Origin of the sequence: Pseudomonas sp. 10C3, assembly GCF_036346185.1 — a bacterium.
In the GTDB taxonomy this organism is placed as follows: domain Bacteria; phylum Pseudomonadota; class Gammaproteobacteria; order Pseudomonadales; family Pseudomonadaceae; genus Aquipseudomonas.
Genome location: NZ_JASJVE010000010.1, coordinates 26,311 through 44,631 on the forward strand (window position 1 = coordinate 26,311; position 18,321 = coordinate 44,631).

An 18,321-nucleotide genomic window follows, 5' to 3' on the forward strand; every position below is an offset into this window, starting at 1 on the left:
CGATTGATTCGCCTCTGACTGTTAATTAATGCGCTTCCAGCAAGGGATCGAGCGCGCGAACGTGTTCGACCTGCCATCCAATTGGCACAACGTCGCCCACCGTCAACCCCGGATCCAGCTCGGCGATTGGCTGTTTGACGAAGAAGTCTGTTTTTCCTGCAACTTCCAGACGCACACGAACGTGGTCACCCAGATAAATGAATTCAGCGACGCGGCCAGAGAAACGGTTCACACAGCTTTCACTGTGGCCGTTCACACGAACGCGCTCAGGGCGAATCGACAAGGTCACCGGGTCACCGATCTTGCCAACATTGACTGCCAGCGCCTCGACCTTCTCGCCACGGGCCAATGCCACGACACACCGATCACCTGTGCGGCTGACCAGGTTGCCGTTAAGACGGTTGTTTTCGCCGATGAAGTTGGCGACAAACGTGTTTTTCGGTTCTTCGTAGAGCGTGCGCGGAGGCGCAATCTGCTGAATCTCGCCCTGATGGAATACCGCCACCCGGTCAGACATGGTCAGGGCTTCACCCTGGTCATGGGTCACGTACACCACGGTAACGCCGAGGCGTTCGTGCAGGTGCTTGATTTCCATCTGCATGTGCTCACGCAGTTGTTTGTCCAGCGCACCCAAGGGTTCATCCATCAACACCAGCTGTGGTTCGAACACCAGCGCCCGGGCCAAGGCCACACGCTGTTGTTGACCGCCAGAAAGCTGCGCCGGGTAACGATGGGCGAAGGTGTCGAGCTGAACCATGCTCAGCACACGCTTGACCCGCTCGCTGACGTCGGTCTTGTTCAAGCCGCGGACTGTCAGCGGAAACGCCAGGTTTTCCGAGACGGTCATGTGCGGGAACAAGGCGTAGTTCTGGAACACCATGCCGATGTCACGCTTGTGCGGCGGCACGTTGTTGATCGCCCGGCCAGCCAACAGGATTTCGCCAGCGGTTGGCGTTTCGAAACCGGCCAGCATCATCAAGCTGGTGGTCTTGCCAGAACCGGAAGGCCCCAGCAGGGTGAGGAACTCGCCTTTGCGAATTTCCAGGTTGAGGTTTTTGACGATCAGTGCTTCGCCGTCGTAGCTCTTTTGCACACCACGGAAGCTGACCAGAACTTCACTCGCCCCAGCACTTGAATCGACGTCGCTCATTACCCACACCTTTGTTTTGTCTGCCGTGGATTAATCCTAGATCAGACCATTGGCCGCGCAAATCGGGGGGCAAGAGAGATTGCTGTAGGGATTGCCCTACAGTGATGGCGCGATTAGGTATGAGGTGTCGTAACCGGGTCGCGTCGACACCTTTCACGACACGTCAGGGCCTGCAAAATATGAGATTTAACCGTGTCGCTTTCAGACATGCGCCTGATTAGAGCAACTTGTGCTCCATTGCATATTTCACCAGATCGGCCAGCGAAGTGACGTGGAGCTTCTGCATCAGTCGCGCTTTGTGTGTGCTGATGGTTTTGCTGCTCAAGGCCAGTTGCTGGGCAATGTCGTTGACGTTCGCCCCCTGTGCCAGGCGCTCGAACACTGAAAACTCGCGCTCGGACAGTAGCGAGTGAAGCGGACGGTTATCGGTCAGGCCGACTTCAAACACCATGCGATCCGCCAGATCCGGGTCAATGTAACGCCCACCGGCAGCCACCCGCCGAATCGCCGTCAGCAACAACGCCGGATCACTGTCCTTGGTGGCATAGCCGGCAGCGCCGATCTTCAATGCACGGGCGGCCATCTGCGCCTCGTCGTGCATGGACAACACCAGAATCGCCGGCGGGTTGTTCAGGGCACGAATTCTCGGGATCGCTTCCAGGCCATTTACGCCTGGCATGGAAATATCCAGGAGCACCACTTCGCACTCGACATGACGCAAGGTTTCCAGCAGTTGCTCACCGTTGCTGGCCTCGCCCACCACCGCCAGATCCTTCGCCAGCCCGATCAGTTGTTTGATGCCTTCACGGACAATGGTGTGGTCTTCTGCTACCAATACACGAATCACGTTTCACGCTCCTGCCCAGCAGCTTTCAATAATTAATCGGCAAGTGGAATGTACACACGCAAGGTTGTGCCTTCACCGGACTCACTGTCCAGCAGCAATCTGCCACCCAGCATCAACACCCGTTCGCGCATGCCCACCAGACCGAACGAGGTTGGCCTGCCCTGCTCGGGCACAAAACCGCAACCGTCGTCGGCGATGGTCATGCACAGCATGCCGTCATCCAGCGTCAGACTCAGCTCGACGGTATGCGCCTGGGCGTGACGCATCACGTTGGTCAATGCTTCCTGAAGAATCCGAAACAAGCCGATGGCCTTGGCATCGCTGAGCATGGGCAGGTTATCGGGGACCTCTACCAGACACGGAATCTGGGTGCGCGCTTCAAAACGCCGGGCCTGCCATTCGATGGCCGACGCAATGCCGGCATCCAGAATCGGCGGGCGCAGCGCCGTTGCGACATCACGCACCAGTTGAAAGAGCTGCGAGATCAGGCGCTTCATGCTGTTCAGGCGCTCGTGCAGGCCCGGATCAAGGTCGGCGTAAGCCAGCTCACACATCGACGTTTCCAGCTTGAGTACGGTCAGCATCTGCCCCAGTTCGTCATGCACCTCGCGGGCGATGCGGGCTTTCTCTTCTTCACGCACACTTTCCAGGTGCGCTGACAGTTCGCGCAGTTGTTCACGGGAACCGGCCAGCTCCAGTTCTATACGCTTGCTTTCACTGATGTCCCAGACGATCCCGTCCCAGACCACACGATCATCCTCCAGACGCCGGGCGATGGCCTTGATCTCCGCCCAGCGTTCCTCACCATTGCGCGTCAGGATGCGTCCCTGCCATGACCAGTCGCTGTTGCCGTCCAGAGAGCGATCCTGAATGACGTGATAGCCCGCGCGATCATCCGGGTGCACCAGATTGCGCAGTCCCATTTCTTTATGACGCAAGGTTGCGGGCGAATAGCCGACCAGGCTTTCACTGCCTTCACTGATATAGGCGAACTCCGGCGCATCGCCTGCGTTCGCCCGCTCCAGACGGAACACCAGACCCGGCACGTTGGCCGCGATCCCTTGCAGGCGCGCTTCACTTTCTTGCAACGCGGCCAATGCCCTACGCCGATCAGTCACGTCGGTTAGGTAAACCACAAGGTATTCAGCATCGCGAAAGCGCAGAAAACTCAAGGACACATCGGTGGGCAACATACTGCCATTCGCGCAGACACAGTTTGTCTCGAAACTTTGTGGGCTGTCCTCCGCGGAACGGGCGCGCCGCCACAGATTCAACCAGCGGTCCATGTGCAGGCTTGGTTCGAAGTCGATCAGTGGCCGATCCACCACCCCGCCCACGCCATACCCCAGCATGGCCTCGGCGGCGCGGTTGGCATAGCGCACATGACTGTCCCAATTGACCCAGAGAATGCCAACCGTGCTTTGATCGATAGAGAACTGCGTCAGCCGCAACGCCGCCTCACTGGCTTGGCGCAAAGCAATGTCTTCACGCGCAGCCAACAGGCTGTGTTCCAGCTCCTGTTGCTGACGGCGCTGCCAGATCACAATCGCAAAACAGGCCAGTCCCATCACCGCAAACAACAGACTGAGGTTTTGCCAGAAACCCGGTGACTCAGTCAGCCGTGGGTATTTGGGCTGCAACCAACGTGCGTGCAACTGCTCAAGGTCTCTGGCGGGGATCGCGTGCAGCGCGGCACTGACGATGTCGGCCAGCTCTGGCAAGTTTTTTCGCGACGCCACGCGTAACAGCTGCGGCAAGCCGATGTCGCCCACCACCGCCAAATCGGCAAAATCCGGTTCGATGGACAAACGGCTGAGCTGCGCCTCGTCAATCACGGCGTATTTGGCCTGCTGACTCAACAATAACTGCAACGCCTGGCGCTCCAGAGGCACCCCTTGCAGATTGAGGTGCGTGTAAGTCCCGCGCAAATAATCGGCGACTGCACTGGGCATGCGCACGGCAACGCGGACACTGCTGTCAAGTTTCTCCAGATCGACTGCTCCCGCCCCTTGGCGCTCGCCGACCACCAGATTCGGCACGCGCATGTAAGGGTCGGAAAACAACCATAGACGCAAACCAGCAGGCGTTTGTGTCAGCCCCGGCGCCAGATCGACAGCCCCCTCGCCCACGGCCTTCTCCAGCGCGGCCTGATCCGGAAAATTGCGCCAGAGCAGTTCGACCTGCAGGGTATTGGCCAGCGAATTCATCAGGTCGACATTGGCCCCCGACAATTGCTGCAGGCGCCGATCAAACTGTGCATAGGGCGCCTGCAGAACCAGACCCACCCTTAACGGGCCGTGCTGATCAAGCCAGGCGCGCTGCTCCACGCTCAACGTCGCGGCAGAGGATGCTGGCGCTGGCTCGGCCGACGCCACGAACGGCACGCCCACCAAAGGCAGAGCAATCAAGGCCCCCCATGCACAAGCGAGAACCCAACATCGCAGTGATCGAATCATGAGCGTTTCATTCCGTGGCTTCCTGAATTGTGTCCCGCATTGCATTACTACCCTGAGCACGCCTGACAAATGCTGATCAACCCATTAGGCTGCGAGGATTGTTTCTGGCTTGGAATATCCGATGTCCTACACCTTTAGCGCAACGTTTCCCGCCTTATGCCTGTCGCTGATACTACCTTGTGCCTTGCCGGTAATGGCCGCTGATCCAGCGTCGGACAAACCGGCAGCCGAAGCCGTACCTGCAGAACGCCAACTGTTGCTGGACCGCAGCCAGGAGGACACCCTCGCCCTCCAACGCCAACTGCCGCAACAGGAACAACAAGAGTTGCAGGCCGACAGCGGTAGCTTCCTCGCCCTGTGGAAACCCGCCAACGTCGCTCAACCCAAGGGCGCAGTGATCATCATCCCGGGGGCTGGCGAATCGGCGGACTGGCCACAGGCGGTAGGGCCCCTGCGGCGCAAATTTCCCGATGCTGGCTGGGACAGCTTGAGCCTGACCCTGCCAGATACGGCCAACGGTGGCAGCTTGCCACGCATCGAAGAAACCGTGGCTGTCGTAGATCAAACTGCAGCGGACAAGGACGCCAAAACCGGCGAGTCCTCAAAAAAAGCCGACCCCGCGAGCACTGCCGAAGCCGACGCAGCTGACAAAGTGGCGCGCGCAGCTGCCGCTGAAGAGCACGCCAAGGCTGAGGCCGAGCGCATTTTCGCCCGCATTGAAAGCGCCATCGCCTACGCGCAACAGCAAAAAGCCCGCAGCATTGTATTAGTCGGGCATGGCAGCGGCGCCTATTGGGCCGCCCGCTACTTGAGCGAGCGACCGTCGCCAAACATCCAGAAACTGGTCATGGTATCGGCGCAAGAGCCATCCGACACCAAGCCGTCCCTGGATGAACTGGCGACAACGCTGAACGTAAAAACGGCGGACTTCGTCTACAAGGACTTGCCGCAATACCGCCAGGCGGCACTGCAACGCCTGCAAGCGAGCAAACGCACGAAAAACAAAGGCTACACGCAGGTCGCGCTGACGGCATTGCCGGGCAACAACACCGCCGAACAGGAGCAACTGTTCCGGCGCATTCGTGGCTGGCTGGAGGCCAAGTAATGTAAGAACCCCCGCCACGCCTTTCGAGGCTGGGCTGTCGCGCAGCAAACCGGGGGCGCGTCTGACCTGCAGGACCGTCATGCGGCGCTGAGTCCAGCTATTTTGCGACTGCTGCGCAGTCGATTCGCAGACAAGTCAGCGCCTACAGGGTCAACTGTGGGAGTGAATTCATTCACGAAAGCGATCCACCTGACACCTCTGATCAGCGAAAATCCCGCCGCTCGCGAATCAGCATATAGGCTTGATGCAGATCACGGGTTTTCTCGGTGGCTTCGCGCACCTGCAAAAGGCTGGCCCCTGTACCCGCCACTTTATCCGGGTGGTGGCGGCTGAGCAGACGTCGATAAGCGCGCTTGATCTGCGCCGGCTCTGCGTCCGCTGCCACGCCCAGCAACTGCAGCGCCTCTTGATAGTCATCACCGCTACGGGTTAATGGCTTTTTGTGCGGATCGTACTCGCCGGCCAATGCCTGAACGCTTGGCGCTGCCCAGCCCAACCATTTGCCCCACAGCACAATCAACTCAGTTTCGACCCGTGACACCTTGCCGTCGGCCCAGGCCATGCGCCAGCACGCTCGCAGCAACCCTTCGGCGGCATGCGGCTGGGTCTTCATGCGGCCCAGGTGCCCACGCAGGCGGTCGCGCCCTTCCTTGCCGCGATTGAAGGCCAGAATCGCACGACGCTGCGCCGGCTCACTCAGGCCCAGTCGACGCATTTCCACGCGAGCCTGCTGAATATGCCCATCAACCACTCGCCCATCACTCTTGGCCAAACGACCGAGCAGAATGAACAGCAACTCATCGTCACGCGGGACCTTGCGTCCACCCAGTCGCTGACGCAGATGTGCCCAGCTGTGCAACTCCAGACGCCGATCAAGCGCCTGTCCGAGCAACGCCCCCAGCAGCGCGCCCGGAATGCTGGCGATAGCAAAACCGGCGCCAGCGCCAATCAACGTGCCTGGCCACAGCATTTAGCGACTCACCGCAAGCAACTGCTCGACTTCAGCCAAGCGCTCATGGGTACCCACATCGACCCAGCGCCCCGTGAAATGCTCGCCCGTGACCTGCCCTTGCGCCATGGCTTCGCGCAACAACGGCGCCAGCTTGAAGGCACCGGCCACGCAACCGTCGAACAGGCGTGGATGGAGGATGGCCACGCCACTGTAGGTCAGCCGCGGTGCGGTTTGGCTGGCAACCTCATGGCTATCCAGGACATGCCCATCCACCAGCGCAAAATCGCCTGCAGGGTGATGCGCAGGGTTATCGACCAGCACCAGATGCGCCAGCCCGGGGATAGGTCGATGCAAACGGGTGAAATCGTAATCCGTCCAGATATCGCCGTTCACCACCAAAAACGACTCGTCGCCCAGCAGCGGCAGGGCACGGAATATCCCGCCACCGGTTTCCAGCGGCTCGCCTTCGGCGGAATAACGGATGCTCAAACCCAAGCGCTGCCCGTCACCGAGATAATCCACGATCTGCTGACCCAGCCAGGCATGGTTGATCACCACCTCTGTGAATCCCGCTGCGAGCAGCGCCCGCAGGTGATATTCGATCAGGGGCACATCGCCCGCACGCACCAGAGGCTTCGGCGTGTGCAAGGTCAAAGGCCGCATGCGCTCGCCTTTACCTGCGGCGAGAATCATCGCTTTCATGCGCTTACTACCTTCATTTTCATACAACAACTCCAACAGGTTGACGCAGGCTTGCCAGCAACTCAGCCAACTCAGCCAGCTCCGGGCGCCGCGCCAATACGGTATCTATATAGGCGAAGAAACGCGGCACGTCGGCCAGGTAGCGAGGCTTGCCGTCACGGTGGCAAATACGCGCAAAAATACCGATAACTTTCAAATGTCGCTGCACGCCCATCAGATCACTGGCCCGCAGAAAATCTTCAAACTCCGTCTGCACCGGGATGCCCAGCTTGCCGGCTGCTTGCCAATACGTCAGTAACCAGCCGCGCACACGCTCCTCGGGCCAGCTCAAGAATGCATCCTTGAACAGGCAGGTCACGTCATAGGTCACCGGCCCATACACCGCATCCTGAAAATCCAGCACGCCAGGGTTCGGCTCGCTGTGCATCAAGTTGCGCGGCATATAGTCGCGATGCACCAACACGTTGGGTTGCTCCAGCGCGCTGTCGATCAACAGATCGCTGACCCGCTGCCACGCCCCCAGCTGTGCGGGGCTCATCTCGACGCCCAGATGACGACGTACATACCACTCGGGGAAGAGTTCCAGCTCGCGGCGCAACAGCGCGACGTCATAGCTCGGCAACGGTGCGTCCATCGGCAACTGCTGATAGGCCAGCAACGCGTCGAACGCATCGGCGAACAGCGCGTCGGCATTCTCGGTATTGATCACGTCGAGGTAGGTCTTGCGACCCAAGTCGTTGAGCAGGAGAAAGCCTCGTGTCAGGTCTTCGGCATAAATTTTCGGAACATTAATTCCTGATTTAGCCAATAAATGAGCGATATCCACGAAGGGTTTGCAGTTTTCCTGGGGTGGAGGCGCATCCATCACAATAAAAGTTCGACCTTCGCCCTCCCAACGGAAATATCGCCGAAAACTGGCATCACTGCTGGCGGCGGTCAACGTGGCCGGGGGTACAGCGCCCCAGCCTTGAGCTGCGAACAGCGTGTGTAACTGATCATTGAGCCAAACTTTCAGGTGTTGCAGGCGTACATCTTGATCTGGCATTGCTAGGGTCTCCGACGGCGCTAGCCGTCAAGCGGGTCATGCTTTATTATCCGACATCTTTTTCAGCCCATCGAGAGGCGTGCGGCCCCCCGCCGGCAGATGGCACGCAGGAAGCCCGGACTAATAAGATGGCATTGAAATCCCCCGCGTTCCGTAAAAAATTTCCGTTGCTCGTAACCGGCAGTTTGCTGGCGATGCAACCTCTAGCCACTCAATTCGTGGTTGCCGCGGAACAGTATGACTGCTCAGTCTCTGCTTCGGGCACCTGGGATTGCGCGCCGAAAGCCAACGCTGCTCAACTGCCGCCGCGGCCCGTGCATAGCACGGACGCTGTCAGTTCGACCGGCCAAGGCCCTTCGGACAGCGGTTCCCGTGGCGGCGAAAAAGCCACCCCCACACTGGTCACCGAAGCCAAAGGCCGAGGCCTGAAGTCGCGCAGTGCTGACTACAGCCACCTGGATTGGGTTCCGCGGGAGAAACTTACCCCGGCTCAATTGGCCGAAACAGGCCCCTATTGTTCAGGTGCCTACGTCGAGCCGATCCGTCCTGGCATGAATGACAAGACGAAGATGAGCGACGCGCCGATGTTCGTCGGTGCCAAGGCCTCTCGTTATCAACAGGAAGAACAGGTCGCGACCCTGGCCGGTGACGTCGTATTGCGTCAAGGTGGCCTACAGGCCGAGTCTGAAGAAGCCAGCCTTTATCAGACAGAAAACCGTGGCGAACTGAACGGCAATGTCCGTCTTCGCCAGAACGGCGCCTTGATCGTGGGTGACCACGCCGAGATGCAGCTCGATACCGGCGAAGCCAAAGTCGACAACGCCGAATACGTGATGCACAAGTCCAATGTCCGTGGGAGCGCGCTGTACGCCAAGCGTGCCGAGAACGCGATCATTCGACTCAAGGACGGCACTTACACCACCTGCGAACCGAGCAGCAACGCATGGGAAATCAAGGGTAATAACATCACCTTGAACCCGGCCACGGGTTTCGGTACCGCGACCAACGCGACGCTGCGGGTCAAAGACATACCGATTTTCTACACCCCGTACATTTATTTCCCGATCGATGATCGTCGTCAGTCTGGTTTCCTGCCTCCGTCTATCAGCAGCAACAGCAAGACGGGCCTGATGCTGGTTACGCCGTATTACTTCAACCTGGCACCGAACTACGATGCCACGTTGTACCCGCGCTACATGGGTAAACGCGGTTTGTTGATGGAAGGTGAGTTCCGCTACCTGACCAAAACATCCGAGGGCCAAGTAGGCGCCGCGTACCTCAACGATAAAGACAATGATCGCCAACTGCAGACGGACTACAAAGACACGCGCTGGATGATCAACTGGCAGCACAAGGGCGGTCTGGATTCGCGCCTGATGAGTCAGGTCGACTACACCGACATCAGCGATCCGTACTACTTCCAGGATTTGCAGACCGATCAGATTGGTATCAAGAACACTGACTACATCAATCAGCAAGGTTCCCTGACCTGGCGCGGCGATACCTACACCGCACGGTTCAACATGCAGGCCTTCAAGCTGGCGACCGTTGCGGATATCACACCGTACAATCGCCTGCCGCAACTCACCATCAATGGTGCGCTGCCGTATCATCCGGGCGGGTTGAACTTCGCTTACGAGACCGAAGCTGTACGTTTTGACCGGAATCTGGAGACAGGTAATTTTGTCGACCAGGATGGCGGAATCAGTCCACGTCTCGATACCAACGTAGCCGGCCTCGCGCGTGCCAACGGCGATCGCCTGAATCTTGCGCCTGCTGTCAGCTTGCCGCTGAACTGGACGTATGGCTTTATCAAGCCGTCGCTCAAATATGTTTATACCAAGTACGATCTGAGTCTTGATAGCCAAGGTAAAGACTATCTATTGTCGAACGCGAACCTGACATCGCCTACCCAGGAGACGTTCAACAGCTCGCAAGATCGTGCCATACCGATTGCCAGCATCGACAGCGGCCTGTACTTCGACAGGGACACCCAGTGGTTCGGCAAAAATTACCGCCAGACATTGGAACCACGCCTGTTCTACCTCTACGTGCCGGATAAAGACCAGAACGACATCCCGGTTTTCGACACCGCCGAAACCACGTTCAACTATGCATCGCTGTTCCGCGACAATCGTTTCGTGGGCTCCGACCGTATTGGTGACGAGAACAAACTGTCCTTGGGCATCACCAACCGCTGGATTGAAGACAATGGCTTCGAACGCCAACGCTTCAGCATCGGTCAAGCGATGTACTTCAAGGATCGCAAGGTACAACTGCCAGGCATTGATTACCGTACGCGTGCCGATGCTCTGGCCAACGTATCGCCTTATGCACTGGAATACGAATACCGCTTCAACCGCGACTGGCGCGCGACGTCCGATTTCAACTGGGATCCGGACAGCCGCAGCACCCGTTCTGGCAGCGCGATGATGCACTACCAGCCTGAAGACAGCCCAGGCAAGATCATCAACGCCGGTTACCGCTACCGTAATGACCTGGTACGTTATGACCAGAGCACCGGTAAGTGGAACGTTGGTGGTGGCGATTACGGCACCCCAGGCCAACCGGGCTATGTGAAGGATTACTACAAAATCCAGCAACACGACTTCTCGGTGATCTGGCCAATCGTGCCGCAATGGAGCGCGATCAGCCGCTGGCAGTTCGACTACAACCGCAACCGTACCCTCGAAGCCTTTGGTGGCTTTGAATATGACAACTGCTGCTGGAAGCTGCGTCTGATCAACCGTTACTGGGTTAACTATGACGAGTTCAGCCAACAAGCGCCTCAGAACGAAAAAGGCGACCACGGCATTTTCTTACAAGTTGTGTTGAAGGGACTGGGCGGTGTTACTGGCGCCAAAGTTGAATCCTTCCTCGACAAAGGCATTCAGGGTTATCAAGAACGTGAAGACAAAGCTTTCTAACTGTCTGCGCCCGCTCATGTTGGGCGCGCTACTCCTGGGCACCGCAGCGCATGCTGCGGTGCAGCCCCTCGACAAGGTCGTGGCCATCGTCGATAACGACGTGATCATGCAAAGCCAGCTGGACCAGCGGGTCCGTGAGGTACAGCAAACCATTGCCAAACGTGGCTCTGGTGTGCCGCCTGCGAGCGTTCTGGACCAGCAAGTGCTCGAGCGCCTGATCGTGGAGAATATCCAGCTACAAATCGGTGATCGCTCCGGCATCCGGATCACCGATGAAGAGCTGAACCAGGCCATCGGGACCATTGCCCAACGCAACAACATGAGCCTGGATCAATTCCGCGCCGCGTTGGCTCATGACGGCTTGTCCTATAACGACGCTCGCGAACAGGTCCGCCGGGAAATGATCATCAGCCGGGTGCGTCAGCGCCGGGTTCAGGAGCGTATCCAGGTATCGGAACAGGAAGTGAAGAACTTCCTGGCTTCCGATATGGGCAAGATGCAAATGTCCGAGGAATACCACCTCGCCAACATCCTGATCGCCACTCCCGACAGCGCATCTTCGTCGGCGATCCAGGCGGCGGCCAGCGACGCCAAGGATGTTTACGATCAACTCAAGCGCGGCGCTGACTTCGGCCAGATGGCGATTGCCAAGTCCAAAAGCGAAAACGCATTGGACGGCGGTGATATGGGCTGGCGCAAAGCCGCTCAGTTGCCACCACCGTTCGGCGAAATGCTGGGCTCCATGCCGGTTGGCGATGTAACACCGCCAGCACGCACACCCGGTGGTTTCATTATCCTGAAGCTGTTGGAAAAGCGCGGCGGCCAGGGTAAATCGCTGATGCGTGATGAAGTGCACGTACGCCACATCCTGATCAAACCGAGCGAAATCCGCAGCGAAGAAGAAACACATCGTCTGGCCGAGCGCTTGTATGAGCGCATCAAGAATGGCGACGACTTTGGTGAGCTGGCAAAAAGCTTCTCCGAAGACCCGGGCTCTGCACTCAATGGTGGCGACCTGAACTGGGTAGATCCAAACTCCCTGGTTCCTGAGTTCCGCGAAGTCATGGCCAATACTCAAGCCGGCGAATTGTCCAAACCGTTCAAAACGCCTTACGGCTGGCATGTTCTTGAAGTCCTTGGCCGCCGCGCCACCGACAGCACGGATCAAGCCCGTGACCAGCAGGCACTGACGGTGCTGCGCAACCGTAAATACGATGAAGAGCTGCAAACCTGGCTGCGTCAGATTCGCGACGAAGCCTACGTTGAGATCAAGCTCCCAGGCGCTGAGCAGACCGGCCAAGCTGGTCAGGCTGTGCAGTGAAGCCACAGCGCTTTGCTCTGACACCCGGCGAGCCGGCCGGTATAGGTCCCGACCTGTGCCTGCTGCTCGCCTCGCAACCTCAGCCGCACCCCCTGATTGCCATTACCAGCCGTGACCTGCTCCTGGAGCGGGCCGCGTTGCTGGGTGTGGCCGTCAATCTGCTGCCGGTGACCCCCGATGCCTGGCCAGACTTGCCCGCCCCGGCTGGCAGCCTGTACGTCTGGGACACGCCCTTGCAGGCGCCTGTGACCGCAGGCCAACTGGACAAAGCCAATGCTGCCTTTGTGCTGCAGACGCTGACCCGCGCCGGACAGGGCTGCATTGATGGCGACTTTGCCGGGATGATTACCGCACCGGTGCATAAGGGCGTCATCAACGAATCAGGCATCGTCTTTTCAGGCCACACCGAATTCCTCGCCGAGCTGACACACACCGAACAGGTCGTGATGATGCTCGCCACCGGCGACTTGCGCGTAGCACTGGTGACCACTCACCTGCCGCTGCGTGAGGTGGCCGATGCGATCACGCCGGAGCGACTGGAGCGCGTTACGCGTATCCTCCACGCCGATCTGGTCAACAAGTTTGGCATTGCCCAGCCACGCATTCTGGTCTGCGGGCTCAACCCGCATGCCGGCGAAGGCGGACACCTGGGCCGCGAAGAAATCGACATCATTGAACCTACTCTGGAGCGTCTGCGCAGTGAGGGCCTTGATTTGCGCGGCCCACTGCCTGCCGACACTCTGTTTACCCCCAAATATCTGGAGCACTGCGATGCAGTGCTGGCGATGTACCACGACCAGGGCCTTCCCGTACTGAAGTACAAAGGTTTCGGTGCCGCCGTCAACGTGACGCTGGGCTTGCCGATCATCCGCACATCAGTGGATCACGGCACCGCACTGGATCTGGCCGGCAGCGGCAAGATCGACACCGGCAGCCTGAAGGTCGCCTTGGAAACCGCCTACCAGATGGCCGAGACGCATTCATGACCGAGCAATTCCAACACCGGGCGCGCAAGCGTTTCGGGCAAAACTTCCTGCACGACGCGGGTGTGATCGATAAAATTCTGCGTGCGATTCGCGCCCGCCCGGAAGATCGCCTGCTGGAAATCGGCCCGGGCCAAGGCGCCCTGACCGAAGGCCTGCTCAACAGCGGCGCACAACTGGATGTGGTTGAGCTGGACAAGGACCTGATCCCGATCCTCATGCATCAGTTTGGCAACAAGCCCAACTTCCATCTGCATCAGGGCGACGCACTGAAGTTCGACTTCACCAGTCTGAACCCGGCGCCGAACAGCCTGAGAGTCGTTGGCAACCTGCCGTACAACATCTCCACGCCGCTGATCTTCCATCTGCTGCAGAACGCCAATCTGATCCGCGACATGCACTTCATGCTGCAAAAAGAAGTGGTCCAGCGTCTCGCCGCAGGCCCTGGCGGTGGTGATTATGGTCGTCTGTCGATCATGGTTCAGTACCACTGCCGCGTCGAACACCTGTTCAACGTTGGGCCTGGTGCGTTCAATCCGCCACCTAAAGTCGACTCGGCCATTGTGCGTCTGGTGCCACACGACGTCCTGCCGCACCCGGCCAAGGATCATCGCTTACTCGAACGCGTCGTACGTGAAGCCTTCAATCAGCGCCGCAAGACCCTGCGCAATACACTCAAGGCTTTGCTCAGCAGCGAAGAGATTACAGCTGCTGGCGTCGATGGCAGCCTGCGTCCAGAACAACTGGACCTTGCAGCCTTTGTCCGCCTGGCGGACAAACTGAGCGAACAACCCATCGCAGAGTAAAGTGTCCGGGTATCCAGGAGGTAAAAACGCCATTGCGGGCACACAGCCCGCAGAGGGTTGGTTTTTTACCTCCTAAATACCCTAGACTGGATTTCACCGGTATTGTCCGCCTTTCTCCGCTTTTGCTTTCAAGGCCTCTTGCATGTCCGATCCCCGTTATCAGGTCGACGTCAGCGTCGTCACTCGCTTCCTCGTAGAACAGTCGCAACCCGAGCAGAACCGTTTCGCGTTCGCGTACACCGTCACGGTGCACAACAGTGGCGAACTGCCCGCAAAACTGCTCTCCCGGCACTGGGTCATCACCGACGGTGATGGTCATGTCGAGGAAGTTCGGGGGGATGGCGTGGTTGGCCAACAGCCCCTGATCAAGGCCGGGCAAAGCCATACCTACAGCAGCGGCACGGTCATGATGACGAAAGTCGGCAACATGCAAGGCAGTTATCAAATGCTGGCCGAAGACGGCAAACGTTTCGAGGCAGTCATTGCACCCTTTCGCCTGGCGGTGCCCGGAGTCCTGCACTGATGGCGGTGTATGCCGTCGGTGACGTGCAAGGCTGCCTGGAACCCCTGCAATGCCTCCTCGAACATGTCGCCTTCGACCCGAGTAAAGACCGCCTGTGGCTGGTGGGGGATCTGGTCAATCGCGGCCCGCAATCACTCGAAACCCTGCGTTTCCTGTTCGGCATTCGCAACGCGCTGGTCTGCGTGCTGGGCAACCATGATCTGCACTTGCTTGCGGCATCGCGCAATATCGAGCGCCTCAGGAAAAGCGATACCCTGCGCGAAGTGCTTGAGGCACCTGATTGCGCCGACCTGCTTGACTGGCTACGCCAGCAAAAGCTCATGCATTACGACGCCGAACGCAATATCGCCATGGTGCATGCCGGCATCCCACCCCAGTGGACGCTGAAAAAAGCGCTCAAATGCGCCAGCGAAGTCGAAGAAGCACTGCGTGACGACAACCTGCTCGACCCTTTCCTCGATGGCATGTACGGCAACGAACCTGCCAAGTGGGACAAAGACCTGCGCGGCGTGACGCGACTACGGGTGATCACCAACTACTTCACACGCATGCGTTTCTGCACCAGCGACGGCAAGCTCGACCTCAAAGGCAAGGAAGGTGCAGACACCGCCCCGCCCGGTTATGCCCCATGGTTCAGTTACAAGGATCGTAAAACCAGTGACGTGAAGATTATCTTCGGCCATTGGGCGGCCCTTGAAGGCAAGTGCACCGATCCCAACGTGATTGCGCTCGACACGGGCTGTGTCTGGGGCAGCGCCATGACCTTGCTCAACGTTGATAGCGGTGAACTGCACCGTTGCGATTGCGACAACAAGGGCCTGGCACGCGCCAATCCTGCCTCAATTGCGGGTGCCGGGTCACAAACCACCAGCCAGCGTTAGAATCCACTTTCCAGCCAAACCCCAAGGAGCCCAGTCCATGACCGAGTTCAAGCGCATCCCTCCCGCGCAAGCCCATTCGCTGCGCGAACAAGGCGCCGTATTGGTCGACGTACGCGACCCTCAGGCGTTTGACGCCCAACACATCCCTGGCTCGCAGCGCCTGGATAACCACTCCATCGCCGACTTTATCGCCAAGGCCGATCTGGACAAACCCTTGGTGGTCGTCTGCTATCACGGCAACTCCAGCCAAAGCGCAGCAGCCTATCTCGTGGGGCAGGGTTTTTCGGACGTTTACAGCCTGGATGGCGGTTTCGAGTTATGGCGCAACACCTATCCCGACGAAACAGTGCAAAGCACCCCGGAATAATTTTTTTATACCGCCCGATCCCGCGCCCCATGCGGGCTTGGGCCTCGAACTGATAAACGGTCAGACAGACTTATTGCTCATCCCTTCTTTCTCTTTCTGATTCCGAACTATCCTTAGCCGTAGGCCATCCAAATCAGGGGAGAGCCGGTACACCGGCGCGCGGGTCATCGGTAGTAACTTTATGGTGTTCTGGGGGGTAAACAGCAGCTGGATTTCAGCTGTATGCCAGCATCGACATCGACTGACGATCCGCCGCCGGCTCCACGTATCGAGCGAGGTGACGTCATGAGTATTTTTAGCCACTTCCAACAACGCTTTGAATCGACACGCCAGGAAGAGCTCTCGTTACAGGAGTATCTAGATCTCTGCAAAAGTGACCGTAGTGCCTATGCCTCAGCCGCAGAACGTCTTCTGCTGGCTATAGGCGAGCCTGAGTTGCTGGATACCTCGGCCAACTCGCGGTTATCCAGGATTTTCTCCAACAAGGTGATCCGCCGCTACCCGGCGTTCGAAGACTTCCATGGCATGGAAGAATGCATCGATCAGATCGTCTCCTACTTCCGGCATGCCGCGCAGGGCCTTGAGGAGAAGAAACAAATCCTCTATCTGCTCGGCCCCGTGGGTGGCGGTAAATCATCGCTGGCTGAAAAACTCAAACAGCTGATCGAGAAAGTGCCCTTCTACGCCATCAAAGGCTCCCCCGTTTTCGAGTCACCGCTCGGTCTGTTCAATGCGACTGAAGACGGCGCGATTCTCGAGGAAGACTTTGGAATTCCTCGGCGTTACCTGAACACCATCATGTCGCCTTGGGCGACCAAGCGTCTGGCCGAATTCGGGGGCGACATCAGTCAGTTCCGGGTGGTCAAGCTGTACCCGTCCATCCTCAACCAGATCGCCGTGGCGAAAACCGAACCAGGGGACGAGAACAACCAGGACATTTCTGCGCTGGTGGGCAAGGTTGATATCCGCAAACTGGAAGAATTCCCTCAGAACGACGCTGATGCCTATAGCTACTCCGGGGCACTCTGCCGGGCCAACCAGGGCCTGATGGAATTCGTCGAAATGTTCAAGGCGCCGATCAAGGTCTTGCACCCATTACTGACCGCCACTCAGGAAGGTAACTACAACAGCACCGAAGGCCTGGGCTCGATCCCGTTCACTGGCATCCTGCTGGCCCACTCCAACGAATCGGAATGGCACAGCTTCCGCAACAACAAGAACAACGAAGCTTTCATCGACCGAATCTACATCGTCAAAGTGCCGTACTGCTTGCGGGTCAGCGATGAGATCAAAATCTACGACAAGCTGCTTTTCAACAGCTCCCTGGCCAACGCCCATTGCGCGCCGGACACTCTGAAAATGCTGGCGCAGTTCACCGTGCTGTCGCGCCTTAAAGAGCCCGAAAACTCGAACATCTACTCGAAGATGCGGGTGTACGACGGTGAGAACCTCAAAGACACCGACCCAAAAGCCAAGTCCATTCAGGAGTACCGTGACAACGCCGGTGTCGATGAAGGGATGAACGGCCTGTCGACGCGCTTCGCGTTCAAGATTCTGTCGAAAGTCTTCAACTTCGACCCGCATGAAATCGCCGCTAACCCGGTTCACCTGCTGTACGTGCTCGAACAACAGATCGAGCAGGAGCAATTCCCGGCGGAAACCCGCGAACGTTATCTGCGGTTCATCAAAGAGTACCTGGCGCCGCGCTACATCGAGTTCATCGGCAAGGAAATCCAGACTGCCTACCTGGAGTCCTACAGCGAATACGGTCAGAACATTTTCGACCGCTACGTGCTCTACGCAGACTTCTGGATTCAGGATCAGGAATACCGGGATCCGGAAACCGGCGAAATCCTCAATCGTGTCGCGCTGAACGAGGAACTGGAAAAAATCGAAAAACCTGCAGGCATCAGCAATCCAAAGGATTTCCGCAACGAAATCGTCAACTTCGTATTGCGTGCGCGGGCCAACAACAACGGCAAAAATCCAACGTGGCTCAGCTACGAGAAGCTGCGGGTGGTTATCGAGAAGAAAATGTTCTCGAACACCGAGGATCTGCTGCCGGTCATCAGCTTCAACGCCAAAGCTAGCAAAGAGGATCAACAAAAACACAACGACTTCGTCACACGGATGGTCGAACGCGGTTACACCGACAAACAGGTACGACTGCTGTCCGAGTGGTATCTGCGGGTTAGAAAATCACAATAACCCGCTGCCGGTTACACCGGTTGTCGTTAGCCGAGAGCCTGTGTCAGC

General features: G+C 58.2%; 15 protein-coding genes. 9 read left to right on the forward strand and 6 right to left on the reverse strand.

Features of this window, described 5'->3' with window-relative positions:
• Positions 1–25 precede the first annotated feature (25 nt).
• The 3 genes from QN399_RS11370 to QN399_RS11380 all read right to left on the reverse strand — a co-directional run bounded on the left by QN399_RS11370 (position 26) and on the right by QN399_RS11380 (position 4,453).
• Complete coding sequence (locus QN399_RS11370) at positions 26–1,150, reverse strand: ABC transporter ATP-binding protein (RefSeq protein ID WP_322182456.1); 1,125 nt, start codon at positions 1,148–1,150, stop codon at positions 26–28.
• 217 nt (positions 1,151–1,367) lie between these two features.
• Positions 1,368–1,997 (reverse strand): response regulator transcription factor, encoded by a 630-nt coding sequence (locus tag QN399_RS11375; RefSeq protein ID WP_219064357.1) that lies wholly within the window; start codon positions 1,995–1,997, stop codon positions 1,368–1,370.
• A gap of 32 nt (positions 1,998–2,029) precedes the next feature.
• A complete protein-coding gene (locus QN399_RS11380; RefSeq protein WP_330200947.1) occupies positions 2,030–4,453 on the reverse strand; it encodes a PAS domain S-box protein in 2,424 nt (807 codons plus the stop codon).
• A gap of 121 nt (positions 4,454–4,574) precedes the next feature.
• Between QN399_RS11380 and QN399_RS11385 the strand changes: the two genes are divergently transcribed.
• On the forward strand, positions 4,575–5,558 hold the full coding sequence (locus QN399_RS11385) for an alpha/beta hydrolase family protein (RefSeq protein WP_322218266.1): 984 nt from the start codon (positions 4,575–4,577) through the stop codon (positions 5,556–5,558).
• Positions 5,559–5,760: 202 nt separating this feature from the next.
• On the opposite strand, the gene QN399_RS11390 is transcribed toward QN399_RS11385, so the two are convergent.
• Genes QN399_RS11390 through QN399_RS11400 form a run of 3 tightly spaced genes read right to left on the reverse strand, consistent with a single transcriptional unit; the run spans position 5,761 to position 8,257 of the window.
• Positions 5,761–6,528 (reverse strand): DnaJ domain-containing protein, encoded by a 768-nt coding sequence (locus QN399_RS11390; RefSeq protein WP_322218269.1) that lies wholly within the window; start codon positions 6,526–6,528, stop codon positions 5,761–5,763.
• The gene (murU, locus tag QN399_RS11395) at positions 6,529–7,212 is read right to left on the reverse strand and encodes an N-acetylmuramate alpha-1-phosphate uridylyltransferase MurU (protein WP_322182465.1); all 684 of its coding nucleotides are present in this window, start codon (positions 7,210–7,212) and stop codon (positions 6,529–6,531) included. It abuts the gene before it with no gap.
• A gap of 19 nt (positions 7,213–7,231) precedes the next feature.
• Positions 7,232–8,257, reverse strand: coding sequence for a phosphotransferase (locus tag QN399_RS11400; protein WP_322182467.1), 1,026 nt, complete (start codon positions 8,255–8,257; stop codon positions 7,232–7,234).
• Positions 8,258–8,385: 128 nt separating this feature from the next.
• Here QN399_RS11400 and QN399_RS11405 point away from each other — a divergent pair, with 128 nt between their 5' ends.
• The 8 genes from QN399_RS11405 to QN399_RS11440 all read left to right on the forward strand — a co-directional run bounded on the left by QN399_RS11405 (position 8,386) and on the right by QN399_RS11440 (position 18,273).
• Positions 8,386–11,184: an LPS-assembly protein LptD gene (locus QN399_RS11405; protein ID WP_322218275.1), complete on the forward strand. Its 2,799-nt coding sequence runs from the start codon at positions 8,386–8,388 to the stop codon at positions 11,182–11,184.
• Positions 11,165–12,505: a peptidylprolyl isomerase SurA gene (gene surA, locus QN399_RS11410; protein WP_322182471.1), complete on the forward strand. Its 1,341-nt coding sequence runs from the start codon at positions 11,165–11,167 to the stop codon at positions 12,503–12,505. The genes QN399_RS11405 and surA overlap by 20 nt, the downstream gene beginning before the upstream one ends.
• Entirely contained in the window at positions 12,502–13,491 is a 990-nt protein-coding gene (gene pdxA, locus QN399_RS11415) for a 4-hydroxythreonine-4-phosphate dehydrogenase PdxA (protein WP_322182473.1), read from the forward strand. Before surA ends, pdxA begins: the two co-directional genes overlap by 4 nt.
• Complete coding sequence (gene rsmA, locus QN399_RS11420; RefSeq protein ID WP_219064366.1) at positions 13,488–14,294, forward strand: 16S rRNA (adenine(1518)-N(6)/adenine(1519)-N(6))-dimethyltransferase RsmA; 807 nt, start codon at positions 13,488–13,490, stop codon at positions 14,292–14,294. Before pdxA ends, rsmA begins: the two co-directional genes overlap by 4 nt.
• A 142-nt stretch (positions 14,295–14,436) precedes the next feature.
• Complete coding sequence (gene apaG / locus QN399_RS11425; RefSeq protein ID WP_322182477.1) at positions 14,437–14,817, forward strand: Co2+/Mg2+ efflux protein ApaG; 381 nt, start codon at positions 14,437–14,439, stop codon at positions 14,815–14,817.
• The gene (locus tag QN399_RS11430) at positions 14,817–15,698 is read left to right on the forward strand and encodes a symmetrical bis(5'-nucleosyl)-tetraphosphatase (protein ID WP_322182479.1); all 882 of its coding nucleotides are present in this window, start codon (positions 14,817–14,819) and stop codon (positions 15,696–15,698) included. The genes apaG and QN399_RS11430 overlap by 1 nt, the downstream gene beginning before the upstream one ends.
• A 37-nt stretch (positions 15,699–15,735) precedes the next feature.
• Complete coding sequence (glpE, locus tag QN399_RS11435) at positions 15,736–16,065, forward strand: thiosulfate sulfurtransferase GlpE (RefSeq protein WP_330200948.1); 330 nt, start codon at positions 15,736–15,738, stop codon at positions 16,063–16,065.
• A 285-nt stretch (positions 16,066–16,350) separates the two neighbouring features.
• On the forward strand, positions 16,351–18,273 hold the full coding sequence (locus tag QN399_RS11440; RefSeq protein ID WP_322182483.1) for a PrkA family serine protein kinase: 1,923 nt from the start codon (positions 16,351–16,353) through the stop codon (positions 18,271–18,273).
• The last annotated feature ends 48 nt before the right edge of the window (positions 18,274–18,321 follow it).